This window comes from Nostoc sp. ATCC 53789, assembly GCF_009873495.1.
Taxonomy (GTDB): Bacteria; Cyanobacteriota; Cyanobacteriia; order Cyanobacteriales; family Nostocaceae; genus Nostoc; species Nostoc muscorum_A.
Map to the genome: position 1 here is coordinate 1 of NZ_CP046709.1, position 25,143 is coordinate 25,143.

General features: G+C 42.9%; 18 protein-coding genes and 4 pseudogenes. 14 read left to right on the forward strand and 8 right to left on the reverse strand.

Annotation, left to right across the window (positions count from 1 at the left end; translation table 11 throughout):
* Positions 1-483 precede the first annotated feature (483 nt).
* The 4 genes from GJB62_RS35040 to GJB62_RS35055 form a co-directional block, all read right to left on the reverse strand.
* Complete coding sequence (locus GJB62_RS35040; RefSeq protein ID WP_114085469.1) at positions 484-903, reverse strand: hypothetical protein; 420 nt, start codon at positions 901-903, stop codon at positions 484-486.
* 936 nt (positions 904-1,839) lie between these two features.
* Positions 1,840-3,117, reverse strand: coding sequence for a hypothetical protein (locus GJB62_RS35045; RefSeq protein ID WP_114085470.1), 1,278 nt, complete (start codon positions 3,115-3,117; stop codon positions 1,840-1,842).
* A gap of 647 nt (positions 3,118-3,764) precedes the next feature.
* Positions 3,765-4,073 carry a pentapeptide repeat-containing protein gene (locus tag GJB62_RS35050; protein ID WP_245246339.1) on the reverse strand — a complete coding sequence of 103 codons (309 nt, stop codon included), beginning with the start codon at positions 4,071-4,073 and terminating at the stop codon, positions 3,765-3,767.
* 178 nt (positions 4,074-4,251) lie between these two features.
* Positions 4,252-5,040, reverse strand: coding sequence for a carbohydrate-binding protein (locus GJB62_RS35055; protein ID WP_114085472.1), 789 nt, complete (start codon positions 5,038-5,040; stop codon positions 4,252-4,254).
* 420 nt (positions 5,041-5,460) lie between these two features.
* Between GJB62_RS35055 and GJB62_RS35060 the strand changes: the two genes are divergently transcribed.
* From GJB62_RS35060 to GJB62_RS35100, 9 genes and pseudogenes are all read left to right on the forward strand, one after another.
* Positions 5,461-6,336, forward strand: coding sequence for an IS982 family transposase (locus tag GJB62_RS35060; protein ID WP_114085473.1), 876 nt, complete (start codon positions 5,461-5,463; stop codon positions 6,334-6,336).
* A 541-nt stretch (positions 6,337-6,877) separates the two neighbouring features.
* A pseudogene (locus GJB62_RS35065) lies at positions 6,878-7,218 on the forward strand (transposase); the annotation flags it as partial.
* A gap of 30 nt (positions 7,219-7,248) precedes the next feature.
* Positions 7,249-7,422 (forward strand): annotated as a pseudogene (locus GJB62_RS37875) (site-specific integrase); the annotation flags it as partial.
* 150 nt (positions 7,423-7,572) lie between these two features.
* On the forward strand, positions 7,573-8,601 hold the full coding sequence (locus GJB62_RS35070) for a hypothetical protein (RefSeq protein WP_114085474.1): 1,029 nt from the start codon (positions 7,573-7,575) through the stop codon (positions 8,599-8,601).
* A 433-nt stretch (positions 8,602-9,034) separates the two neighbouring features.
* Positions 9,035-9,943 carry a M57 family metalloprotease gene (locus GJB62_RS35075; protein ID WP_114085475.1) on the forward strand — a complete coding sequence of 303 codons (909 nt, stop codon included), beginning with the start codon at positions 9,035-9,037 and terminating at the stop codon, positions 9,941-9,943.
* Between the two features lie 658 nt (positions 9,944-10,601).
* Positions 10,602-12,074 (forward strand): hypothetical protein, encoded by a 1,473-nt coding sequence (locus GJB62_RS35080; RefSeq protein WP_114085477.1) that lies wholly within the window; start codon positions 10,602-10,604, stop codon positions 12,072-12,074.
* 257 nt (positions 12,075-12,331) lie between these two features.
* Entirely contained in the window at positions 12,332-12,865 is a 534-nt protein-coding gene (locus GJB62_RS35085) for a hypothetical protein (RefSeq protein WP_114085478.1), read from the forward strand.
* A 923-nt stretch (positions 12,866-13,788) separates the two neighbouring features.
* Positions 13,789-14,665: pseudogene (locus tag GJB62_RS35095) on the forward strand (IS630 family transposase).
* A gap of 242 nt (positions 14,666-14,907) precedes the next feature.
* Positions 14,908-16,965, forward strand: a complete 2,058-nt coding sequence (locus GJB62_RS35100; protein WP_114085480.1) for a DNA/RNA non-specific endonuclease — start codon at positions 14,908-14,910, stop codon at positions 16,963-16,965.
* A 333-nt stretch (positions 16,966-17,298) separates the two neighbouring features.
* On the opposite strand, the pseudogene GJB62_RS35105 reads toward GJB62_RS35100, so the two are convergent.
* Positions 17,299-18,529: pseudogene (locus GJB62_RS35105) on the reverse strand (ISAzo13 family transposase).
* 238 nt (positions 18,530-18,767) lie between these two features.
* Here GJB62_RS35105 and parA point away from each other — a divergent pair.
* The 4 genes from parA (at position 18,768) to GJB62_RS35125 (ending at position 20,875) form a co-directional block, all read left to right on the forward strand.
* Positions 18,768-19,400, forward strand: a complete 633-nt coding sequence (gene parA, locus GJB62_RS35110) for a ParA family partition ATPase (protein ID WP_114085481.1) — start codon at positions 18,768-18,770, stop codon at positions 19,398-19,400.
* On the forward strand, positions 19,401-19,655 hold the full coding sequence (locus GJB62_RS35115) for a CopG family transcriptional regulator (RefSeq protein ID WP_114085482.1): 255 nt from the start codon (positions 19,401-19,403) through the stop codon (positions 19,653-19,655).
* A 302-nt stretch (positions 19,656-19,957) separates the two neighbouring features.
* On the forward strand, positions 19,958-20,209 hold the full coding sequence (locus GJB62_RS35120; RefSeq protein ID WP_114085484.1) for a hypothetical protein: 252 nt from the start codon (positions 19,958-19,960) through the stop codon (positions 20,207-20,209).
* Between the two features lie 366 nt (positions 20,210-20,575).
* A complete protein-coding gene (locus tag GJB62_RS35125; RefSeq protein ID WP_159402690.1) occupies positions 20,576-20,875 on the forward strand; it encodes a KGK domain-containing protein in 300 nt (99 codons plus the stop codon).
* A gap of 96 nt (positions 20,876-20,971) precedes the next feature.
* Here GJB62_RS35125 and GJB62_RS35130 read toward each other — a convergent pair whose 3' ends face one another.
* Together GJB62_RS35130 and GJB62_RS35135 are read right to left on the reverse strand one after the other, a co-directional pair.
* Positions 20,972-21,904, reverse strand: coding sequence for a tyrosine-type recombinase/integrase (locus GJB62_RS35130; RefSeq protein WP_114085486.1), 933 nt, complete (start codon positions 21,902-21,904; stop codon positions 20,972-20,974).
* Between the two features lie 375 nt (positions 21,905-22,279).
* Positions 22,280-22,531 (reverse strand): hypothetical protein, encoded by a 252-nt coding sequence (locus GJB62_RS35135; RefSeq protein ID WP_147262579.1) that lies wholly within the window; start codon positions 22,529-22,531, stop codon positions 22,280-22,282.
* A 166-nt stretch (positions 22,532-22,697) separates the two neighbouring features.
* Here GJB62_RS35135 and GJB62_RS35140 point away from each other — a divergent pair, with 166 nt between their 5' ends.
* The gene (locus GJB62_RS35140) at positions 22,698-23,183 is read left to right on the forward strand and encodes a GNAT family N-acetyltransferase (RefSeq protein ID WP_181852939.1); all 486 of its coding nucleotides are present in this window, start codon (positions 22,698-22,700) and stop codon (positions 23,181-23,183) included.
* Positions 23,184-23,446: 263 nt separating this feature from the next.
* Here the strand turns inward: GJB62_RS35140 and GJB62_RS35145 are convergent, their stop codons facing one another.
* Positions 23,447-25,132: an NACHT domain-containing protein gene (locus GJB62_RS35145; RefSeq protein WP_114085488.1), complete on the reverse strand. Its 1,686-nt coding sequence runs from the start codon at positions 25,130-25,132 to the stop codon at positions 23,447-23,449.
* Positions 25,133-25,143 lie beyond the last annotated feature (11 nt).

Consider the following 25,143-nt stretch of genomic DNA (forward strand, 5'->3'; position numbering starts at 1 on the left):
TGATAGCAAGGACTATTTAAACCCTTTTGTATAGGGATATATCTGCATCAAGTCCTCTTGTACATAGATATGTCTGCATCAAAACCCTCTCGTACAGGGATATATCTGCGTCTCTACCCTCTTGCATATAGATACGTTTGCGTCAAGTCCTCTCGTATATAGATGTATCTGCATCAAATCCTCTTGTGTATGGATATTGTTGCATCAATCCCTCTTGTATATAGATACGTTTGTGTCAAATCCTCTTGTATATGGATACTCTTATTGAAGGCTCCTCTGCGTCATACTAATCAGATTTATTGATTAATCTCTTGGTTATAATTAGCAAGTCTTATAAATACTCAAGTAGTAGAATTGCACTGTTTCCCGCAGGTGCTATCGCCCCAAAATCAAAGGTACGCATAATCCCGCTTTTGCATACAAAATCTACACACCTAAACTACGGTTACTCTATCGGATTTATGGAAATTGTTATGCTGTGTTTTAACTTTTTGGCATAACTCTTATGAGCGCGGTTTCTATTTCCTCCAAAGCTTTATCAATCGCGTCTAATCGCTTGCGGTTCTCCCACTCCCGGTAAGCTTCCGTGACCTCTGGATCAGTTCCCAGCCCTGTGCTACTCCCTACCCTGCCTATGTGTTGGTGGCAGGTGTATTCTGGGTTCTTGCCGCGCTTCACAATGCCCTTTAGCCTGGGTTTGGGGTTCCTTTTGAAGATTGGCTCATTAGCTTGCCACTTTGCGTAGACATACCAATAAATTTCACCACCTTTCTTATATTGCTTCCGTACCTCATACTGATGAACCCATGCCCCAGGTGATGACATTGGTTCATTGACTAACTGCTGTCTAATTTCCTTTAACTGGTGCAGCTTCTCTATGATTTGGTCAATGCGATCGGTCATGGCGGTAATTAGAGTTATGCCTATTGAAAAAATTAAAGCATAACTCCGATGAGCGCGGTTCCCCAGGTGCGATCGCTTGCATCTCTAAAAGTTAAATTTAACCTTATTGCGAATTTTTAACTTTATTGAGAATAACCTCAGTTTTGTATCATACATGATACAGAATCTAAATTTAACTTTTTTAGCTTTAAATTTGTCTTATCAACTTAAAATTTTAACTTTCACCCCATTTTCGCCGCGTCCCCCAGTCCCTCACCTTCACCCCATTTTTGCCGCTTTCCCCAGTGTTCAAAATCAGAATCCTTACCAGCTAAGGATTACAGCCTCATCTCAGACTTACTAAAAACGTCCGCCGACCCCCTATATATATAAGAGAAAGACCCTCGGCGGACACAATCTAAATCAATCACCCTTGGCTATTTATTTTAGATTGGGGGATGGCTGACGATGGTTTAAATTTAAACTTTGCCAACTTAAATTTAACTGCCTACTCTGAAACAATATTGGTTATTCCTAACTTGCCCTCTTGTAGACAGATATCAGTTATCTCTATCCTTACCCTCTTGGCAATAGATAGCAGCTAGCTATTATCCCTACCCTCTTGTATAGGCATAGCTGCAACTTCCCCGAAAGGCGATCGCCGCCAATGACTGATGGCTGACGTTGACTGTATCAATTAAAGGTTTAGCTGTGGTCAGGGTCTGGCGGGGCGTGGCGGTGTGGGCGTGGTTCTTTCACCTAGTTTACCACCAGCCCCAGTTAAGGGCGCGTAGCGTCTGCAAGCTTAAGGCGATCGCGTAATTCATACTTCAATTATGCAACGCCAAAAATATTCAAGAGAACGACCAAGCTCACCGGGCGCAGATAACCTTGGACTTAGCATCAGCGGCTTTCGTCCGTCCGCAGCCGTGACGTGTTAGCCATGTAAGAACTTAGTTACTGGAGCGCAACATCGCCATACCAAGAAGCATTAAAGCAAGCAACACCAAAGACACCATTACCTACTTCTTGAGCTAGACCAGTAGTTCCCAAACCCCTGGTAACACACCATCGATGCATAGCAGCAACACATTCAGCACTTTGTGACTTGCTTAGGCTATTACACTCTCCATGTTGATTGGCAAGGTCACTGAGTGAAACATCTTGGTATGAACGAGGGTTAAAACATGCAACACCGAAGACACCTGCACCGACTTCTTGAGCCAGCCCAGCGCCACCACGTCCTGAACTATAACAGTATCGATGCATAGCAGCAACACATTCAGCACTTTGAGATTTACCTAAACTGTCACATCCACTGTGATAGCTTCTAAGAGTTTGTAAGGAAACATCACCATACCAGCTTGGGTTGAAGCAAGCAACACCAAAGACACCAGTACCTACTTCCTGCGAAACGCCTGCACCACCACGTCCTGCCTGTGAGCAAACTCGGTGCATTGCGGCAACACAATCAGCAGTACGAGATTTACCAATTGCATTACATTCGTTATGTAGAGCAGTTAGATTAACTGCAAAAATTTGATTTCTACTTGGAAGTGGTTGACCGGGAGATCCATAAACTCTTTGCAAGCCAACAATATCAAAGTTACTAAGTGCTACAATGTTTGGCCAACTGGAATTGTTGCAGTAATTCATAACTGAATTTTTATCAAAATCCGTAACCATGATGTCGCCATTACTACCTTGTCGTTCTTTCTGACACCAGCCTGGTGCATCAGCTCTATTTTGTTCATGTGAAAATCCTAGTGCGTGACCAAATTCGTGTAGTGCAACAACTCTGATGCAATGCTCTCTTCTTCCCGGTACGTCAGCTTGACAAAAATCTCGGCTAAAACTGCCAAATGTAAAATTCAAAACCATGCCGTTAGGTAATCCATCAAGTTGATTACCTAACCCTTTAGTATGTGGGCCTTCATCAGCAATTTGGATGCGGATACCTCTACTATTCGGTTGACACTCATTCCAGCCTGTAAAGGTGAGAGAAGAATTACTAGCCCAAGTATTGGTTACTGTATCGCGAACCCATTCTCGCTCCGTCAAGTTTTGGTTGTTTGGGTTCTCCCAACAAACCGGAATCTGTTGAGTTCTCCACAAAGCACCACTAAGCGCATACAGGTCAAACCCCTCTGCGTTCACAAAATCTTGAATTCCCAAAGTGGTTCCAAATGAAATCGCTGTAGCTAAGCTTAGGGAAGCTTTCAAGTATTTCTTCATGCTAGTCCTTGTGGTTGAAGGATCGACATCTCGTTCGAGAATCTCTTTGTAAATTTTGATAAGTATTTTGTTATCAAATGAGTAAAAAAATACACAAGCAATTGTGAGGAACTTGTGAGGGATAAGACGCGATTTATAAATTAATTCTGCGATCGCTTGCTTATCCTTTTATAACCTCTTGTATAGGGATAGAGCCTGGTAGAATGGGGATAATCGCCTCACAAGGTGGGCGATGCCTATATTCAAGAGTACTTGTACAGTGATAACTCTCTGACATAGGGATGGACTATCCTGTCTTCTCTTCTAACAAGGAATGTAGGTAAGGACTAATTGTACCCTCTTGTATATGCATAGACAGATGTGCCTCTAGCTATGTCTGCAATATCCCTCTTGTATATCTATATATCTAAATTACTCCTTTTGTATAGGGATAGCTTAATACCTGCTTATCTCCTCTTGTATATCGATATCTACATTTATTTCCTCTTGTATATAGATAGCCCGAAGGGTGATCGCACTTTTAGCGATGCCATAATCGCCACTACCTAGCCCTCACATTCTGCTTTGGCATTTTCTCTCCACATTCCTGCGGCTTATTTTCTATCCTGGAGTAAGACAGTAGCACGATCGCTTCTGTTGCTGCTGTATTATTTAATAGGTTTTGGTGATAAACCTAACTGGACACGAAACTCTTCGCTGTAGCTTGCTTTCTCCCAATTCACTGCTTTTTTAACTTGCTCAGGAGTTAGGTTTCTAGCACCATTGAGGACGATATCGCTGAGTTCGGCACCGCTGAGGTCGGGAACGCTGAGGTCGGCACCTCTGAGGTCGGCATGGCGGAGGTTGACACGGCGGAGGTCAGCATTTCTGAGGTCGGCTTGACGGAGTTTGGCATCTCTGAGGTCAGCACTGCTGAGTTTGGCACTGCTGAGGTTGGCACTGCCAGTATCTTGCAACCGAGGCAGCGTACCTCCTAAACCCCCGGTGGATAGACATCCTCTAAAGATTCAAAACAATGGATATCAGGAACGAAATAACCCAAATTATAGTTCCTACATGTTGCGGCTCGCAAACATCGGGGGATGAAACAGGGTTAAATATATATTTTGGACATCGCACCTTTTTTGTCCGACCTCACAAAATCGCGTTGCTCCCTGACAAACTAGAAATAATCGGTTCAGGTAATCCGAGTGGTTCCCAGTCTGCTTGTGAGGGTAGCCATGTCCGTCCGTCCCAGGCTTTGTGAAATGTATTGTAATAAATATCAATCCCAAAAATGTCAAGACGATTGTCGCCCCAAGACGCAACACCAGGCGGACTATTAAACGTTCCTCCGAGTGGTTCCCAGTTTACCTGTGAGGGTAGCCATGTCCGTCCGTCCCAGGCTTTGTGATACATTTGACCATCAATACCAACCCCAAAAATGTCAAGACGATTGTCGCCCCAAGACGCAACACCAGGCGGACTATTAAACGTTCCTCCGAGTGGTTCCCAGTTTACCTGTGAGGGTAGCCATGTCCGTCCGTCCCAGGCTTTGTGATACATTTGACCATCAATACCAACCCCAAAAATGTCAAGACGATTGTTGCCCCAAGACGCAACACCAGGCGGACTATTAAACGTTCCTCCAAGTGGTTCCCAGTCTACCTGTGAGGGTAGCCATGTCCGTCCGTCCCAGGCTTTGTGATACATTTGACCATCAATACCAACCCCAAAAATGTCAAGACGATTGTTGCCCCAAGACGCAACACCAGGCGGACTATTAAACGTTCCTCCGAGTGGTTTCCAGTCTACCTGTGAGGGTAGCCATGTCCGTCCGTCCCAGGCTTTGTGATACATTTGATGAGTAGTAATACCAAGCCTAAAAATGTCAAGACGATCGTTGCTCCAGGATGTAACTGAAATTGCAATTTTATTGATCATAAGTACTCTCTTTTAATAAATACATAAGTGATTAATCAAATTTCCTTTTAAATGTTGCTTATCAACTATGTTTATATGTCAGTTCTAAATAGAAACTTATAAAACTTGTTTCTTGACAAACTCTTTAAGTATCAGCCAAGTTATATGGATCATTATGATAAATTCTAAGACTTAATCCTCTAACCAAAGTTAGAGAACCGTAAGGATTCAGGTCTAATATTACGTGAGTTCGACGGATAGGAAAGTGCAAAAAGCTTGCTATGTATGAATTTGCTCAATTGGGCATAGAAAAAGGCGATCGCTACAATTGATTGAGAATCAGCAAAAAAGTCACAAAAAAATGCCGAGACTAATAATACCTAACAAAAATCAGGGTCTCGGCTATGTCTACCATAATATCTCGCCTCGACCAGAGCGCAAATTTTCTGCGACGTAGATGATTTCTGTAAGCAATGGGAAAATCTATGGCGGCAAGTACCACAATTGCCATCGACAACAGGAGAAAGGCGCAGCACTTCCCGAATGCATCTATCAGAAGTGATGACAATAGTCATCGCATTTCATGGCAATGGATATAAGACTTTCAAGGAATTCTATACCATGCATGTGCTGACAAGTTGGCGTGAAGCATTTCCAAATCTGGTCAGCTACACTCGGTTTGTGGAACTGATGCCCTGGTGTTTAATGCTGTTATGTTGCTTTTTACATACACGTACAGGAGAAATTACAGGGATTAGCTTTATCGATTCCACCCCAATTAATGTTTGTCACAACTGTCGGGCGCATTCTCACAAGGTATTTAAAGGATTAGTGAAATGGGGAAAAAATTCTGTGGGCTGGCATTTTGGATTTAAATTGCATTTGATTATTAATGATTGTGGAGAATTACTAGCATTTTCACTAACTCCCGCAAATGTAGATGACCGAAAACCAGTCCCAGATATGACTAAAGACTTAATTGGTAAACTTTTTGGTGATAGAGGATACATCTCTCAAAAATTATTTGAGGAGCTATATGAGCGAGGGTTACAATTAGTCACAAAATCCAAGAAGAAAATGAAAAATCGTTTGGTAAAACTGATTGATAAGATTCTGTTACGCAAACGCGCTGTAATTGACTCGGTTAATGACCATCTGAAAAATATATGTCAAATAGAACACTCCCGCCATCGTAGTCCATTTAACTTTTTGCTTAACTTGATGGCTGGTTTAGCTGCTTACACCTATTTGCCCAAAAAACCGTCGATTGATATTTACCCAAAAGATTTACCTGCACTACCTCCTGCCCTTTTCTAACCGTCGAACTAACGTAATTTTACGGACTATCCGCGACACAGAAAAAGTGTGGGTGATGGGTGCGGTACTGACTTTCTGCGATGACTAAAAAGTAGAGTCTTGAAAGTCAAAACATTGTTATACTTCCCAAAAAGATAACGTTGATCGCCATTGGGTTATTCATTATCATGTTTGCGATTAGAAATAATTCTTGAAATGCGATCGTAATAGTTCCCAACGACCGCATCTTAAACACTATTGTTGACGATCCTCCTTAGCTCGACTTTATCCAAAATTAAGAACTCGGCTTTCCTTATCCGGCAAAAATCCTGGTTTTTTGGCAAATACTTTTTCCATGTCACTGATTTACGCTCAAGTCCAAAAACTAAAACTAGCGTCCCGCAATGGTTTCGGTGTCGGGTTTTGGATCGCGTAAAAATGGATAAAGTCGAGCTTAGAGGAGGTTTGAAAAGTCGGGCAGTTTGTAAAAAACTCTCTCGATATACGCTGTAAATAGATTGTAAACAGCACCGAGAGAGCGACATGAGTAAAGCATACCCCCAATGTGGGTGAGCGAGAAGGCGGCAAACAAGTTCTCAAACAAGTAAAAAGTCCCAGCACAATGTATCTCGCTTAACAACCATCTGGGCCGATGGTGGCTTTGATGGCGAACCATTCATGCAGTGGGTTATGAATTTTTGTCGTTGGATTATACAGGTGGTGCTGCGACTACAGCAAACCAAGGGTTTTATTTTGCTCAAAAAACGTTGGGTGGTGGAACGTACTTTTGGTTGGTTGATGGTATGTCGGCGATTAGTTCGAGATTATGAGTTATTGCCACAAACATCGGAGACTTTTATTTATATTGCCATGATCCGTATTATGGTGAGGCGGTTAGCATAATTTCTGACCTCTAAAAACTTTTCAAACATCCTCTCAGGACACAGAACCCTTGATGAACTCTACAAATACTTAGAAGTTAGCCCGGAACAGGTACGCGGTGCCGTGTCATCACTCTCCATGTTGTCTCCAATTGATCCGCCGGGCTTCAATAAACCGTGTTACCCTGAAGCGTCGGAACATCAGGTAGGCTCTACGTTAGATTGATGCACAGTAGTGTTGTCTTTTCTCACTCAAGTAGATATTCCATCTACAAATCCTACTACCAAATTATATAATTATAAAAGGTTTCTTCCTGCGGAAGTCATCCTTCCTTCGATTCATGACAGAATAAAAGAAATGGATTAGGTAAGGGAAATGGTAAGACGGCCAAGGAAGGCTAAAGAAGAAATTCCTCCTTTAGAGAAGGAAGCGCTGGTACAAGAAGAAAATAATGGAAGTGCTGCTCTCGCCGAGGAGATTAAGGTAGAAGAGACAAAAGATATAGAGGCAGAGGAGGCAAAGGACGCAACGGCAATTGAGCGTGTTCCTGTCGAGATTGTTTCTGAAGAAGAACCGCTTACCGATGAAGAACGTAACCGTCTCTATGAGCTTGAGAACCTAGTAATTGAGTCTTTCTACATAGCGGGAAGATCACTTCGGGAAATCAATGAAAAGCGGCTTTATAGAGCTACCCATCGAACGTTTGAGGATTACTGCTATGAGCGATTTGGCTTCCAGCGTCGTCATTCGTATCAGCTGATTGAGGCTGCAACAATTGCTGATAATCTTCGGGAGCGAGCGCGACCCGCGCACATGATTCCTACAAGTGAATATCAGATCCGGCCCCTGTCTCGTTTAAAGGAAGAACCCGAAAAGCAAGTTGCAGCCTGGGCACGATCTGTAGAAAAAGCGGGCGGAAAAGCTCCTACTCATGATCTGGTAAAAGAGACAGTTGCCGAGTATGTCGAAGGCACAAAAGAAAATGGTAGAGAAAAAGTAGCTTATAGGCTTACTAAAGGTGATATCTGTGTCATCAAACGAAATAGCGATCCACGCCTTTCAGAGCGTGTGGGTTATTGGGGGCTTATAAGAGAAGTAACCAAAGATGTTTGTACTATAGAACTTTACGATAGAACTGTAGCCGATGTTGACAGCAACAATCTTAGCTTCCTTAAGCATACAAAGAGAGAAGCTCAGAGCAGGAGAAAATTATTCGAGCAACTTTCCGCGATTTATCAAGCGCAGACTGAGCGTGAGGAAGTGGTAGCATTGAACCTTGAGTATTTTGGAAGGCTAAGACGACCTACACTCACCCTATTAGAAAAGAGTCTTCTTCGGTTTCTTGAGCAGAAAACGAAGAAGGGTGGGAAGGTTCCTGCGGCAGAAGAGAAACAGGAAGGCTGAAGCATCTATGCCTGCCCTATACTTTGATAATTCATATAAGGCAACAAATTTGGCGCAGCTTAAATAAGCTGACTGTGGTTTCAGTTAGTATATTTAACCCGAAGTAGAGAGCAAACTTTCTATAAAAATGCTCTTCTCAAACTTACTACCTAATGTACAAATCTTAATTTATCGCGATTTCAAAAAAGATACTCTAATAGTAGATATGTAAAAATGTCTAACCTCATCTTGACTGAGATTAGATAGAGGTAATTATGGCAAAAGAATGTCTTTCAACAACCGCAGCCTCATAACTCGTTAAAGTGAACGGAAGAGATATCCTGGTGTAGTTTCCGAGTTGATCGCTGCCGCGTCACTTAGTTGTTAGACAGCGATGGAGGTTGCATAGCTATGTCCAAGGAAGAAACATTTCTAAGACTGGAGGCGTATAACAATGAGTGAGAACGAAAGACAGCTTATCGAGGCTTTCAAAAAGATTGCTGAAGTGGCAGGCGCAGCAGTCAGCCACTCCAAGTATCCGGGCAACGGTTTTGGTGAAAAACAAGGACCGAACAACGTCGCCCAGGAAGGCAATAGGCCGAAATACGAAAACCAGCAACAGGATGAAGACGAGCGTGGTTTATTCGCACTGATACCAGAGGAGGAACTTGCCCGCGTCACGGAACCTCATATTCACCTGCTCGGAAAAGGAGTGATCTGCACGACCGACCACCGTGCACGTAAAAGGTCTCCGTTTGAGATCGTCGTTGATGCCACCGAGGGATTTATCCCGCTTTGGGCGGAGGGTATGGTTCTCCGATGGAGATTTAATACGGCTTCGCTGAGTGTTTTCCAGCAACCTGAGTCCGTTAAGTCGAGGATTAGAGCGTTGCTGAATGAAGCCATTATGGCGTGGGGAGACGCGGTTCCGATCCGCTTCACAGAACATTCTGACAACTATGACTTTGAGATCGTCGTGGAGCAACACGAAAGCTGCACCCCCCAAGGATGCACTCTCGCTCGAGCCTTTTTCCCCGACGAGGGGCGGCATCAACTCTTCATCTTCCCGACGATGTTCGGGCAAAGCAACAAGGAGCAGGTGGACACGATGTCGCACGAGATTGGTCACATATTCGGACTGCGGCACTTCTTTGCCCCGGAGTCCGAGACCCAGTGGCCGAGCGAGATATTTGGAGAACACAAGCCTTTCTCCATTATGAACTACGGCGATGATAGCGAACTTACCCCAGTCGACCGAAGGGATCTGAAGTTACTGTATAAGGGCGCTCGAAGCGGTCAATTGAAACAGATCAATGGCACACCAATCAAGCTGTTTCGACCCTATCACTATCTCCTCGCATGATCACTCATCATGCATTCGTGACAAGTTAAGATGATGAGCAGTTTGTCAAGAGGTTTGGATGATGAAATTGTGCGGGCGGTCGCTGACTGCCAGAAAAAAGTGACAAATCTATCTTTTGTTCAGTCTTCCGTAGGTATTTTTCCTGGTACTCTTACGTCGGTAGAGTCGAGGGATAACGATAGGGTATGAAATTTTTGAGTATTTTGGCGCTGAAATGGATGAAGAGAGTACTACAGAGGAAAAGTGAGAAAAAATATCGGTGAACAGGTGAGTGAGTCAGAGAACAATCCGCTCTATCTCATCCAAGAAGATTGCGTCGTTGGTCCTGTCATAGAGCTTTGTCGTCCGAGGGCTTCGATATCCTGCAATCTGCTGCGCCTTCTCGATAGTTCCCCCGCTTTTAAGGTACGCAGTGATTCCGGTCGCTCTGAACGAATGATTGCAGATATCAGGGCTTAACCCGGAAGCTTCTGCCCGAGGCTTTACAAGTGAGAGCGCATCCACCCGGTGAAAGCGTTCTCATACTTACTACCTAATGTACAAATCTTAATTTATCGCTATCTCGAAAAAGATACTCTAATAGTAGATATTTATAAATTTCTAGCCTCGTCTTGAATGAGATTAGATAGAGGTAATTGCGCCACAAAGGATAAGTACAATGCCAGCTAAACTAGTTGCTATTGGCGATAGCTTGACTCAAGGTTTTCAGAGTGGAAGTATTTCCAAAACACATTTTTCATATCCTGCAATGATCGCGGATTGTCTTGGTGACACAAACTTCCTAGTTCCTGACTTTACGGGCGAGGGTGGCTTGCCAGTTAACTTAGAAGAGCTCTTTCGGCTACTTGCCAGAAGATTCGGTAAAAATATCGACTGGTATGACCTACTCCAAGCTTTCTTAACGGTACGAAGTTTTCTAGATCGGGTTGAGGATTATTGGGAACGCGGTGACGGAAGCGGACCCTCAGAAACAGGACTTTTACATCGAAACCTTGCAGTTTGGGGGTTTCAGTTGGGAGACTGTGATACTTTATCAGAAGGTCTTTGCCACCGTTTCATTCCGCCACCAAAAGACAATTTAATCACAGCGAAGAAAATTCCTGAGTTTGGGATGTATCGCACCGCCCGACGGACGTTAAACCCAAGATTTACTGAGCAGTGCAGGGAATGGACGCAGCTAGACATTGCAGCAAAGATTGCCGCAGGAGAGGGCGGAATTGACAACCTAATATTCTTTCTCGGACCGAACAATTGCCTTGCCACTGTCACAGATTTGGAAATCAAATGGTCTGAGGACGCAGACCTTGATCGGCTCGCTCATGAGCGAACCTGCAACCTTTGGCGACTCTCTCATTTTCAACAATTATTGAACCGCATTGCCAATAGGATTGACGCTATAAGTGCGAATAATGTTTTTGTAAGCACGGTACCGCATGTTACAATTCCGCCAGTCAGTCGGGGTATTACTCCGGGAGCTTCTCAAGGCGAGGGGCGTGATCAAGAAGGATACTACGAGTATTACACGCACTTCTGGGTATGGGACGACGACTTCTCCAGAGATCCCAACAGATTCAAACATCTCACTCGTCAAGAGGCTCGCACGATTGATCAGACTATCGATTCGTATAACCAGGCAATACGAGATAAGGCGGCAGAGCGCGGTTGGCACGTTGTTGATCTGTGCGAAAAACTTGACCAGCTTGCCTTCCGACGTCGGGGAGGAGTAATCGGATATGTTTTTCCCAATGGATTAGTAACGGCCCTCCAACACAATGCTGGTACGAACGGTAGATTTACTAATGACAATAAACCCATTCTTGATACGCGTTATCTGCGCGTAGATCCGGATGAGATCGATCCACTAAAAAGGTTCAGGGGGGGCATTATAAGCCTTGATGGCATTCACCCGACTACTATTGGTTATGGACTCGTTGCTCACGAGTTTCTAAAAGTAATGAAAGCAGTCGGCGTGAATATAATAAAAGAGCTGGATTGGGCAAGAATTGTTGATGCTGATACTCTTGTCAAAACCCCGCCGTCGAACCTAGAGAGCCTGCAAAATATCCTTGGCTTTGTCGAAAGCCAAATTTCATTGCTAACCCTGATCAGAACTATTGTAAAGGGTTTTTGAGAGGAAACTAGAAATCGATAATGGGAGCGTAACAGATATCAGCCCGGTTTAGAAACGTTGATGACTGAGTTTCTTACTTTTTGACTGAAAGCTAGTTGTACAGTGCATAATCATTGCCACAACCGCATAACGACTCTGCTCGGTCGTAGCTCCAAAATTTCCTTAGCGAACAATTTTCCCGTTTCGGTATAGTGACCCCATCTGCCCTGAAGTTAAGTCGAAATAAGGCAATACTATCGATTTAGTGGAAGACAGAGATGACACATCCATTCCAGCGCATAGTTGACAGCAAGTATGCATGGGTATTTTGGCCACTGGCTGCATTGACCATATTTTTGATGCTGGTGCTTGGAGCTATCCCTCTGAACCCTGATATTGTGCAGTTTGAACTGGCTGGCAGCGTACCTGAATCTAGCAAGATTCTGCACTCCTGGGGAACATTAGGTCAAACCTGGGCAGCGTTTAGCCTTGGACTCGATTTTCTTTATATTGTTGTCTATTCCAACACTATTGGTTTCGCCTGTGTTTGGGCGAACAAAGCCATTCAAAAACGCGGGGACGCATTGGTTTCATTAGGGATTTGGCTGGCATGGGGACAATGGTTGGCGGCGTTGCTAGACGTATTAGAAGATATTGCCCTCTTGATCATACTGTTCATCTCTGTAACAGCTCCCTATCCTCAGCTTGCTAAGTGGTGTGCATTTTTCAAGTTCAGCCTAGTTATCTTAGGGCTGCTTTATGCAGGGTTTGGTGGAGTTATTCGTGTTGGGTCAAGTGTCTTTAAAAAGTGAGTATGAGCAAATTTAAGAGTTGAAGTAAGGGTTTCCTTAGCCGCCGCTACGGAAATAAAATTTGGAAACATTGAGGAGTAAGGAAAGAAAGTTTGTAATTGAAAAAATATGATATTAGTTAGAATCTTCGCTTGGATTATATGGTCGTTTGCATTTACCGCAGTAGCAGAGTATATTGCTCATCGTTACTTTATGCACCAACGCCTACTGCGTGAACCAACACTCGACCGGATATTTCGAGACCATGCATTGGTTCACCATCATCAAGGGCGTAACGATCTGAATGTTGACTTGCCTATCTTGACTCATTTTATCTGGTGCTTTCCACTACTTATTAGCATAGGTTGGATTGATCCTATAGGCGCAGTTGTATTATCAATAGTTTTTGTATGCCACTCGATCCTTTGGACAAAACTCCATCGTGCAATCCACGGACTCGAGAATAATTGGACTGAATCACTATGTTATTACAAACTCATAGAACGTCACCATCTCGAACACCACCGACGTCCTTCTCACAATTTTGGGGCTATCTTTACTTTCACCGACGATTTCTTTGGAACTACCTCTCAATCAACCGAATTGCGTGAGCCGAAACTTAATAGGGCTGACAACAGGTAAAATCACTTGTTCTGTCATAGAGCTTCGTCGTTCGTGGACTCCGGTGTCCTGCAATCTGTTGTACTTTCTCAATCGTGCCGCTGCTTTCAATGCGGTTGGTGTTTTCAGCAATTATCACCATTGACCGCTTTCGTCCCCGCTTTACAGTATGAACAGTCAGTCTCTTCCGTAGGGGCTAACATTATCTGGTAGTTTAAGTGCTTTCAACCCCGCACTAGGGTGGTAGGACTTGGTTTTATAGCTATAGCCATGAAGATTAGGACGTAGACTATAAGAGTTCCGATTGCGTCTACCCTATTTCAATGGCCAAAGCTTACAGTGATGATTTCCGGCAAAAAGTCATGCAAGCGATTGAGTTGGACGGTCTCAAGAAGTGTGAGGCAAGCCTTCTGTTCAATATCAGTCGCAACACGATTAACTTGTGGTTTCAGCGCAAAGCCGAAACAGGTAATGTCAAACCTAAACAAAGGAAAGTATCACAGCAGAACAGTAAAATAAGCGACTGGGAGAAGTTTCGCACCTTCATCAAAGAGCATGGGGATAAAACTCAGAGCGAAATGGCGGAACTATGGGATGGGAAGATTAGCCAGCGCACGATTTCGAGAGCATTAGGAATATTGGACATACACGTAAAAAAAAACATACGGGTATAGCCAACGAGATGAAACTAAACGGGCAACATTCTTAGCGCAACTAGATAACCCAAAAGCCCCTCATCTGATATATGTTGATGAGTCTGGTATGGATGAACGCGATAACTACGGTTACGGCTACTCTCCTGCTGGGGAACGGTTCTACGACCTCAAATCAGGTCGGCGGCAGGGTCGTATTAATATGATCGCTGGCTATCGAGATCGGCAACTGATTGCGCCATTTACGGTTGAGGGGGCGTGTAACCGTACTGTGTTTGAAACCTGGCTAGAAACTTGCTTGATTCCAGTCTTGCGTCCAGGTGAGTGGGTAATTGTAGATAATGCGACGTTTCATCATGGCGGTCGGATTGCCCAATTAATTGAAGCCGTTGGGTGTCAGCTAGTTTACCTGCCGCCTTACTCTCCAGACCTCAATCGGATTGAAAAGTGTTGGGCGACTTTAAAAAGCAGAATTCGCAAGCTGTTACTTAAATCTGATAATTTACGTGATGCTATGGAAATCGTTCTCAAGCAAGCTGCGTCCTAATTTAAATGGCTACGGCTATATATTTCACCTCACCTACATGGGTATCAAGTTGTCATCAGCAGAGGATTAAAGTGCGAACTCAACTCCTGGTGGAGTTACTCTACTGAAGCCTGGAATCCACCCAAATATTGGGTTTCTCCAGAACAAATCGCACTTACTTGTATCTCGGCTCAATACCTACACAGGTTTAGCTTTGCCATAGTTACGTCCAGTTTCTGCAAATTATGGAGTCTTAAAAACTTATGCCTCTTAAGACAGTGACCTACGGTGAGGACTTCCTTGACAAACTCAAATCCTTGCGGAACCAAGAGGTTTCGGCAAGCCAGGAAGCTCCTCTGTCCAATATAGAAAGGCGTGACCGCACAACAGACCCTCTAACGGTTTTGGCTAGGCGAGTTGAAAACATTGCAGCGAGTGGTTCTGGAGTGTCCTCCTTCGATCTGGAGCGTGTTCTTGGGCGTAACGATCTGCTGCCGATTAACTTCCTGCAAAGGGGGACGCTGGCTGCCCGCGCAGTTTGCCGGATTTGGGTCGGAGATATATTTGGCTCAAATGGAAGTTGGGGAACTGGCTTGCTCGTATCTCCCCGACTGCTAATCACAAATCATCATGTCATTGAATCTGTTGATGCGGCAATGCGAGCATTAGCCCAGTTTGGCTATGAAATGGATATTAGCGGTAGAATTCGAGAGGGAAAAGCTTTTGAACTGACACCTACTGAAGCATTTATCACGGACTCCGAGCTTGATTTTACCCTAGTTGCCGTTGCTGAAAAGTCGGACGACGCAGAAGCTAACCTTGCAGATTATGGGTTTTTGCGTCTCGATCCTACCCTTCACAAGGTAGAACCATTAGAATTCGTTACCATTATCCAACACCCGGATGGTCAACCCAAGCAAATTGCTATTCGAGAAAACAAAGTTCTCAAGATTGGTGATAACCAGGATGCCCTTACAGACAATTTTCTCTGGTATGCCAGCGACACGGCTCCTGGGTCTTCCGGGTCTCCGGCTTTGAATGATAACTGGCAGGTAGTTGCCATTCATCACAAGAGTGTAGTAAAAACTCGCATCCATGAGGGAGTTGAAGAAATTCAACTGACCAACGGCAAGTGGGTATCCAAGTCAGAAGCAGAAAAGCTTAGTGAAAATCAAATTAAATGGATCGCCAATGAGGGTATACGGACAAGTAAAATTATCGCTCAAGTAAACAAAATTCAAGCTCAACAGGATGGTTCCGCCTCCCAGTTGGTTCAAGCTTTCCTCGAAGATGCCAAGGGCATCCGAATATTCCCAGGTACGACTCCCCGCGAAAGCGTAGTCACCTCGACAATAAGTACTCCTGAACTATCGGGGGATCGGCTCAATTTTGAGAAGAAGACAAAGCCCTCTAAGCCTAGCGCTAAACCAAGGCGCGGAAGTATTCGTCCACTGAGTTATTATGATGGTCGCAAAGGTTATGACCCTGATTTTCTTGGGGTTACAATTTCCCTACCAGAATTAACATCGACGGCCCTTGCCTTTGGTTCAGTCGCACAAGTAGAGGGGACGCAAGACAATATCCTCCGCTACACACATTTCTCAATCGTCATGTGTGAAACCCGTCGCTTAGCCTTCTACACTGCTGTCAATATTAACGGGAAGCAGTGGGTTGGACTAGAACGAAAGAACGACGAATGGTTTTTTGATCCCCGCATCCGGGAGAATCTACAAGTAGGAAACAATTTTTACGGCAATGAACCGGGAGGGAACTTTTTTGACCGAGGTCATTTGGTTCGCAGACAAGACCCAATTTGGGGAGAAGAAAGCACAGCAAGGATAGCCAACAGCGACACGTTCCATTTCACAAATTGCTCTCCTCAGTACTTTGAGTTCAACCAATCAGAGCAGCTGTGGCAGGGGCTGGAAAACTTCATCCTTACCAATACAGATCAAGATGATCTTCTTGCAAGTGTTTTCACTGGCCCCATCTTCCAACAAACTGATGTAGTTCATCGGGACATTCAAGTTCCCCAATTTTTTTGGAAGGTTATTTTGGTAACGGACGGAGTGGGCAAACTCTATTCCAGCGCCTACGTTGTTAGTCAGGAGAAATTTGTTAATAATATTCCCTTTGAGCGTCGGCCTGTTGGTGAATTCAATAACTTCCAGGTGTCTATCGCTAACCTAGAGACCAGAATCGGCTTAAAGTTCTCTGATGAAGTCCGTAGGGCTGATGTCTACACCGATTCTTCTAAAGCAAGGGGATTGCGCGGCTTTGCTGACATTCAACACCCTCGCCGCAAAAAGTTACCAAACTAGCATAAGTTGAGGTAGGTGGATGCCTAAGTCGGAGGGATGACTTCCTGGCTTAGGCATCTAGTATTTCTCTTCAAATTGGGGATAGATATAACTCCCGCTGACACCCTAAACAAACTAAGGGACTTCCAAAGAATAAATTATTCCAAGAAAAACAAGAGACAGGTTTTCTCAAGAATGATAATCATTTTAAGGGGGGAGAAAAGGGGTTGCCCTCGGCAACCCCTTTTCTCCCCCTCATCTATGCATGAATAATCTATACACTTGTCGTCTGCTTTGAAGTTAAACAGTGTAAAATTAGTATGTTTTGTAGCTAAATAAATGCTGTTATTAAAATCAAATAACTTTTGTTTTACTACAACAAATATCAATAAACCAATTACCTAAATTTGGGAAGACTTCATGAGTAGAATCGGTTAGCCGCTCAATCTGTTTTTCAATTTGAGCCATAGCTTTTTTTGTAAGTTTTACCCCATTCTCATAAGTTTTGTGTACTAGCTTAACTACTGGATGATCACCTTTCCATTTCATAGTACTAGCAAACTTTAAAGCCGTCTCCACTTCATCTAAAATGCTGCCATTCCAATGATTCTCTAGTATTGCCCATGTCCTTTCTATCGGATTATATTTACTATGATAAGGTGGATAGTAAGCTAAACGTATATTTACTTGATGCTTGTGGGCAAACTCTACTATACGTTTCATAAATTGGGTACGCCGTGAACTATTCTGCGAACCATTATCTTGATTGAGAAGTAGGGTTTGAATATCAGAAAAACGATGCTTTTCTTCTAACCAAAAATCCTCTAAAATATCAACAATAAAATCACTTGTAACTTTCGATTCTGTAAAGTATAAAAATAGCTCATCAAGCTCTGGAAGGAAAATACCATAAGGAGTTACAGTTGTTTTTGGATTATAATCATGGTCATCAGCTTTCGCTCCATCCCGGCTTTTACCCCCTCGATCAAATGAGCCAATCTTAACGCGAGCTTTTGCATCCATGCTTAGACGTAAAATACTTTTATCTTCCGAAGCATCAATATTAACTAGGTCTAATTGCTCAAAGATGGCATCAGTTTGTGGGATTTTTTTTGAGGTTGAACTTTCTTTACCCTTCTGAGCTTGTAACCTAAATTATTTAATTTGACTCGAATTGTTTCTGATGTATGTAAATTTTCATCACTATAACCATATTTTTCAATTAATTGCTTTCTGACTTCAGATGCACTGAGCCTGCTATATAGTCTTTGACTTTTAAAACTAGGATCAGTTTGACTTTGCGAATCTACTATATTTTTTATATCTTCTAAAAGATTTGGCAAATGTTCTTCTGCTTTATAACGTCCTTTCGCACTCATGTTATCAACGCAAATAATACCACTTTCTAATTCTCTCAAACATTCCTAATAGTATCTCGATTCCATCCTAATTCTGATTGTGCAAGCCTTTGCCCTCCTAAACCTAAGCCCCGAACTGTCTGTGCCATAAACTTGCGTTTTGCTGCACCTTTTAATTGAAATGCAGTTTCAATCAACAACTTTTTGAGGGAATCAGTTAATACTATGGCCATCAGTTACCACACTCAAAAACAAGGGTCATTATTTAAATTACTATAAAAGGGGAATGAAGGGGCTGCCGACGGCAGCCCCTTCATTCCCCTTTAAAATGATTATCATTATTGGTGATGGAATAGTTTATTTTCTGGAAGTCCCTAAGCGAAGCTTAAGCCTTCGGCGATCGCACCCTAGCCAAAAGAGCAATTTTCTGTAAATGTATAAACACGATTTCCTTTATTTACAGAAATGATTATTTCAGTACAGAACCAAAAAGGTGGCGTAGGCAAGACAACACTGGCGATTCATATAAGTCATGGGCTGGTGTTGAAAGGTCACAATGTGTTGTTAGTAGATGCAGATCCACAAGGGTCATCACGAGATTGGGCAGCAGCACGCGGAGAGAAACCCCCATTTCCAGTAGTAGGATTAGACCGCCCTACCATTCACCGTGATTTACCAACCCTTGCAAAAGATTATGACGATGTGGTGATTGATGGGCCGCCGCGAGTCTCGGATTTAGCACGAAGTGCAATTATTGCGGCAGATTTAGTTGTGATTCCTATTCAACCCAGTCCTTATGATATTTGGGCAGCAGTTGAAGTTATCAAACTGATCACAGAAGCTTCTGTATTTAAAGAAAACATTAAAGCTGTATTTGTAATTAATCGTAAAATAGTAAATACGGCAATTGGACGGGATGTAGTGGAAGCGCTTGAGCAGTACCCCTTTCCAGTCCTGAAGTCAGCTATTAGCCAGCGAGTTGTGTTTGCAGAATCGGCAGCATCAGGCAATACGGTTCTTGAAGTTGACAAGAATGGTTTTGCTGCCAAGGAAGTAAAAGCGCTGGTAAATGAATTATTGAAACTGGGGGTTGAATAAATGTCAGCGAAAAAGGTCAATTTTGGTAAAAAACCTGAAGCACTGCAATCCGTAAACTTAGAGCAATGGGTGAGCGATCGCGAGTCTGTTGTGCCCCAACCTCCACAAGAACAACCTGAAAAAATGAAACGCTTAACCTTAGATATTCCTGAGTCACTGCACAAAGCAATTAAACGTCAAGCAGTGGATGTAGGGGTTACAATGGCTGACCTGCTGCGAGACTTGCTAGAGCAGCACTATGGAACTAAAAAGTAAAAGCGTATTTACAGAAATACTGAAATACTGAGATGGGGCAGGGAAGCAATCACCCTTCGGCAAGCTCCAAGAGTATCGCTTCTGGCGGGGCGATCGCTTTACTATACCCCTATCCCAAAGTCTTATTCTCTCGTGATTCATTTTTGATTGTGATTCTAAATTCATTTCGCAAAATTCTCAAAGATATCCTGAAAAGCCTGCCAAAGAGCAATACTAATATTGGAAATGAGTTCTTAGTATATAAAGAATATGCTAAAAAAAATTACTATGATAACTAAGTATCCCATGTAGTAAAGATATTTATGTTAGCGGATGTTGTAGAAAAAGTTTTACCTCCAATAGCTGGTGCAATAACTGGGGGTTTGATTGGAATAATATCTTCATATTTAACGTGGCAAAGACAGAATAAGTATGAACAGAAAAATATTGCTTATTTACTGTATCAAGAATTTTATATACGAAGCCTTTTAATTAACCAAATGTTGTTAACGCTAAAAAACCTTAAACCAGTTGATGACTATATATACAGAAAAAGATTTTTATTTTCTATTTAGAAAAGAAATTACTTCTTTTAATAGAGAATTATAAAATTGTATTTTTAGACTTTATATTTACCTTATTAAATCTGAAAAAGAACGCTTAAGAATAAATAATTACTCTGGATCTATTGGAGGAGAAGATTTATATAAACCCTTAGTAAATAACCTAAAATTAGCACAACAGGAATTACAGAACTCACAAACATTGCTTAGAAAATATTTTTATTTTACCGGACAAGATTTTTTGGATATTGCTTCTGACTAAATTCTAACTAAAATGTGAGCTAATTTATTGCTGATTGCTCTTTTACAATACTTTCTTGTATGATGTCCTTTAAATGTGATTTGGCTAGTTTTTAACCCTAGTAAATGGATCTTAATATGAATGATGTATTCAATCCGGTTAATAATGATCAAATTTTATCTCTTAATCATCAAAATATTGGTCGCCAGTTAAATTTATCCTCACATGGTTTTGCTGATTTGCAAATTAAGGCTGAAAATTTTGTAGAAGTAATTAAGAGAAGATTAATCGTCAAAGATTCTCAAGGTCAAAGTCTTTTTGATAAAGGTATAAATTGTCAGGTGATTAAATTAGATGCTCCCGGCTGGCAAAAAGGAAGATTAAGAGCAAGAGTGGTTTTAGAATTTTGTCCTGATGAACCAGAATTGCCTCAGTAGGCTCAGAAGTAGCGAAGCTGTCTTAAGCCTACACACACCCGCTGAAAGTCTTGCTGTGACGTTATCATAGTCCAAATTACGACATCTTAGGCGATGTTAAACCTGCGGCAGGTGCAAAGCGCTACTGTCCCCTGGCCGAATGTGAATGTAACCCGAAGTTGTAGCAATATCAGCGTGACCCATCGTTTGCTGAATCAACGGCACAGGGGTTCCCCTTTCAGCATTGTGCGTAGCGTGACTATGCCTAAACCAGTGACAGCTAACTTTCTCCATCAGCCCGGCCCGAACGGCAGCATCCTTAATTATTGGATCAACATTTTGACGCTGCAACGGCTTCAACCCCTTGCCCTTGCGACTGGGGAAAACATAAGCATCCTTGGGAGCCTCCCCCCTGTAGTTCATTAGTTCGACCCACAAATATTCTGGCAGCAACACATGACGAGACTTATTCCCCTTCCCTACAACAGTAATCTGCCCCGTGAGATCGCGCTTTGTAAAATCTCTCCACCTCAGCCCTACCAACTCCGACACCCGCAACCCAGCCACATACAGCAGCTTCAATATCAAAACATCCCGTATTTGTTGAGATTGGTAGCGATATTGGGCCCGTTCTGTCAGCCGAATCATCAAAGCGATATCAGTGAGAGTCAGCACTTTTGAATGCAATCGCTGGTCTAATTTCTTTAACTTGATAGCAGCACCGGGGTTTTGCTTGATATAACCAGTTTTATAAGCAAAGGACAGCAAACTTTTAACCGCCGCGATATAGGTTTGAATAGTAGGCGCAGCCAATCCCCGGTTATGCAAATACTCAGAAAACTCCACCAAATCTTCTACGCTAGTGTGAGCGATCGCCTTTTTCACTCCTGCCAAAAATCCGGTGAACTGCGCCGCATACCGCCGATAACATTTTTGGGTACTTTGAGGCTTATCATGCAGCCACAGTTGAACTAAGCGCTGTTGGGCATCAATTGGCGCTAAATGAGCTAGTTGCTTACCTCTGGGTTTGACTGCTACTACTGGTGTCATAATTCTCGCGGATCTGAAACAGACAAAAGTGCAATTTTGTCTCCTTCATACACATACAGCTATTCCGCAACACCAGGATCGTTTCTCCGAAATTCTTTACCAATTTCGGTCTTGACTCAAACAAAATTCCCCAACAGCACCAATGTCAGGTGTTTGTGAGTACATATACTTAAAGTCATTGTCCTACTACTAGCTTGGACTTTGGCTAATGCTTACATTACTTAGAGGGGCGATCATCTACGGTGAGCGGGTACGCCATCGCTCCAAATAAAATCAAAAGCCCCACCCTTACTAGTATCTAGGTGGATCTTTACTAGCATCTAGGTGGAGTCTTGATATCAAAATTGATATCAGTTAGATACTGGGATGATTACGCTAAAACTCCCAAGGGACGAGGTGAGCGACATCGTGCCTGAAGCAGTTGATATTCTCTATGGAGCGATCGCGGGGGCTGAGAAATCCCTCGCTGAATAATCGCCTCACTTCGTCTTGGCTTAAAATCTTGCCTTGTCCGTTGCCATCTACTTTCATTTTTCCACCGTTTCGGGGATTAAACGTTATACCTAAAACGTGTAATTGATGACCCAAAGTATTGTAACTCCGTTGGTGACGCGATGGCGATCGCACCTCATCAATTCCAACTTATCAATCGCAACCGCTACAACCCGCATTCCAACGTTGGATGATTAAACCTGCTTATGTTTGAAGCGCGATGACCACTTGCAGGTATGATCAGCGCATACATACTTATGGCAAAGATACTGGTAACACTACTACCACGAAAAACACTCTCATGATAGTAAGACAGGCAACAATCTCCGATGCAGCAGTGATCTCTACTCTGAATGCAGATGTTCAGTATCTTCATGCACAAGCCCTGCCTGAGCTTTTTAAGTCGCCATCTGAGAACACCTTTGCAGCTTCATCTGTCGTCGATTTACTAAAGGATGCTAGCAACTTCATGTTCATAGGATTTGAAAAGGGCGAACCTGTCGGCTATATCTACGCTCAGGTGATGAGTTTACCGGAGAACCCATTTCGATATGCAATGGACTATATATATATTCATCACTTGGCGGTGACAGCGAAATATCAAAATCAAGGTTACGGTACCCGCTTAATTGAGGAAGTGCGTTTGTTCGCTCAGACCAAAGAAATCTTGACTCTGGTGCTAGATGTATGGTCGTTCAACGTCAAAGCTAAAGCATTCTTTGAGCAACAGGGGTTTTCAAATTTCAATGAACGAATGTGGTTGCGGCTAGATAATTCCAGGGCATGATGAAATTAACTCACTCAGATACGTCTGTCGAGGAACTGCGGGGAAAATTAAAAGCCCGGTAGACCAAAAGCGCTAAATACGGCATCACCGTGGTCGGGTAGCAGGATTTGCTCATGTTGCGGCTTGCCTGACTGTCTATACTCAGTTCTATACCTCGGTTGATAAATCGTTGCTATCAGTGAGTGATATCAATCGCTCCGCTTTGCTCTTTCAGTATTTATCAACAGGTTTTGACTCTCTTCGCGTGAGTTGGTTGTATCTTCCTAATTACGTTTGAATTCCATTTCGGCGAAGTGGTCTTGCAGAAGTTTATGGATGAAGCGGTAGCGACCACCAACACGCTGGAGGAATAATCGTTCGGTGCAGTAGTCAAGGAAACGGGCGTAGTTCCAGGGGATACAGCCGTTGAAGTAGAGGATGAGGCGTAGGATGAAGTGTTGAATGCAAGTTCTACCCCCAAAAATCAGCCCATAAATCAGCCCTAAACTCAGCCCTAAAAGCCCAAAACTCAGCCCAAAAAACAGCCCTAAAAGCCCATAAATCAGCCCTAAACTCAGCCCTAAAAAAACAGCATTGGATGCAGATTTCCAAATACCTTGATTAGTGATTTTTTTATTTTCTATAGTTAGGTCAGGCTGCCCAAAAAACACCCCAGAAATCAGCCCTGAAATCAGCCCATAAAGCCCAAAACTCAGCCCATAAAACAGCCCAAAAAACACCCCAAAAATCAGCCCATGAATCAGCCTATATTTAAGTATTAAAGATGTATGATTTAACCAGGCTGGCTGCATTTGTTCAATTAAAAATTCCGTTTCCGATTCTCGTTGCATTTGTTTAGCCAACCACACAAGCCACATTCGCGTTTCTCTAGCATTAGGAGTTTTGTTATTCAAATATGCCCTACTGTTAATATCCCGTATCAACATCCGCCCTATATAAGCATCAAGCAAATACTGAATCCGGTCTGCTGTAGAGTCTAAATACTGCCATTCTTCAACAGAGATTTCTTGAGATGCTAGAACAGTAATGCTAAGTAGTAAGGGAGTTTTAAGTAACTCTAGTAAGTCTAAGTCGTTACTAATGGTTGACCACAGTTCTATAGAATTTATAGAGGTTAAATAATCACAAATTTGATCAGTAGTTAAAGGTTGTAAGTAAATAGATCCGTTGAGGTGTAATTGAGTAGAGTAGTTACTATATTCTTCGCTCCGACTACAAACGACTAGATAAAGTGGTCTAGTTTCGCCTCCTAAAAACTGATTAATTGCATGGACGCAAAGTTCTTGACGTTGTGGTTCAAGTTCATCTAAACCATCAAGCAATGGTAGTAATTGGTGATTGTCTACCCAGTCTTGACCAAGTTTGTTTGAAACACCATATTTAGATTTGAGTTCAGCCACTAACCAATCAGTTAGAGATTGGCGGTCATCTTTCCACGAGGACAAGTTGAATAAAACTGGAACGGGATAATCAGGGTGTTCTTCCGCACGTTTGACTAAAGCTTGCGCCAATTCTATTTGTGTAGTAGTCTTTCCTGCCCCTGGCGCACCTAAAATTAATAGTTTACCTGCAATTTCTTCCGAGTCAAAAACTTCTAAAGTAGTTGTAGTATCTGGGAGAGGTTTAGCAGGCTTTAAGCCAATCTTTATCTCAGCATCCCAAGGGCGTTTTACTTGTTGCGGTTGTGATTCCTTCCCCAAATTAATCAGCACGGCATTGTGTAGAGATTGCCTTAACCGGGAAGTAACTTCTTCCTTAACTGCGGCTAATAGTATCCGCTCGTTTTTTGGTCGAGCCGGGTTGCCTACTGGTGTTGTCTGCTGACCACCTAGAATATTAAAAATATTTTGAAAAACATTACCTTGAATATAGTCGCCTTCAATCCGTTCGTTATAATTACCTTTTTCAGTATTGATATTGCGGTTGTCAGGCGGTTTCGGCTCTTCCATATTTTAGCCTA

Excerpts from the sequence above, each read along its gene's own strand:
- GJB62_RS35085 (WP_114085478.1), top strand. The coding sequence starts at position 12,332 with ATGACACATCCATTCCAGCGCATAGTTGACAGCAAGTATGCATGGGTA.
- GJB62_RS35040 (WP_114085469.1), bottom strand. The coding sequence starts at position 903 with ATGACCGATCGCATTGACCAAATCATAGAGAAGCTGCACCAGTTAAAG.
- GJB62_RS35130 (WP_114085486.1), bottom strand. The coding sequence starts at position 21,904 with ATGACACCAGTAGTAGCAGTCAAACCCAGAGGTAAGCAACTAGCTCAT.
- GJB62_RS35125 (WP_159402690.1), top strand. The coding sequence starts at position 20,576 with ATGAATGATGTATTCAATCCGGTTAATAATGATCAAATTTTATCTCTT.
- GJB62_RS35145 (WP_114085488.1), bottom strand. The coding sequence starts at position 25,132 with ATGGAAGAGCCGAAACCGCCTGACAACCGCAATATCAATACTGAAAAA.
- GJB62_RS35055 (WP_114085472.1), bottom strand. The coding sequence starts at position 5,040 with ATGATCAATAAAATTGCAATTTCAGTTACATCCTGGAGCAACGATCGT.
- GJB62_RS35045 (WP_114085470.1), bottom strand. The coding sequence starts at position 3,117 with ATGAAGAAATACTTGAAAGCTTCCCTAAGCTTAGCTACAGCGATTTCA.
- GJB62_RS35070 (WP_114085474.1), top strand. The coding sequence starts at position 7,573 with ATGGTAAGACGGCCAAGGAAGGCTAAAGAAGAAATTCCTCCTTTAGAG.
- parA (WP_114085481.1), top strand. The coding sequence starts at position 18,768 with ATGATTATTTCAGTACAGAACCAAAAAGGTGGCGTAGGCAAGACAACA.
- GJB62_RS35080 (WP_114085477.1), top strand. The coding sequence starts at position 10,602 with ATGCCAGCTAAACTAGTTGCTATTGGCGATAGCTTGACTCAAGGTTTT.
- GJB62_RS35120 (WP_114085484.1), top strand. The coding sequence starts at position 19,958 with ATGTTAGCGGATGTTGTAGAAAAAGTTTTACCTCCAATAGCTGGTGCA.
- GJB62_RS35115 (WP_114085482.1), top strand. The coding sequence starts at position 19,401 with ATGTCAGCGAAAAAGGTCAATTTTGGTAAAAAACCTGAAGCACTGCAA.
- GJB62_RS35140 (WP_181852939.1), top strand. The coding sequence starts at position 22,698 with ATGATAGTAAGACAGGCAACAATCTCCGATGCAGCAGTGATCTCTACT.
- GJB62_RS35100 (WP_114085480.1), top strand. The coding sequence starts at position 14,908 with ATGCCTCTTAAGACAGTGACCTACGGTGAGGACTTCCTTGACAAACTC.
- GJB62_RS35075 (WP_114085475.1), top strand. The coding sequence starts at position 9,035 with ATGAGTGAGAACGAAAGACAGCTTATCGAGGCTTTCAAAAAGATTGCT.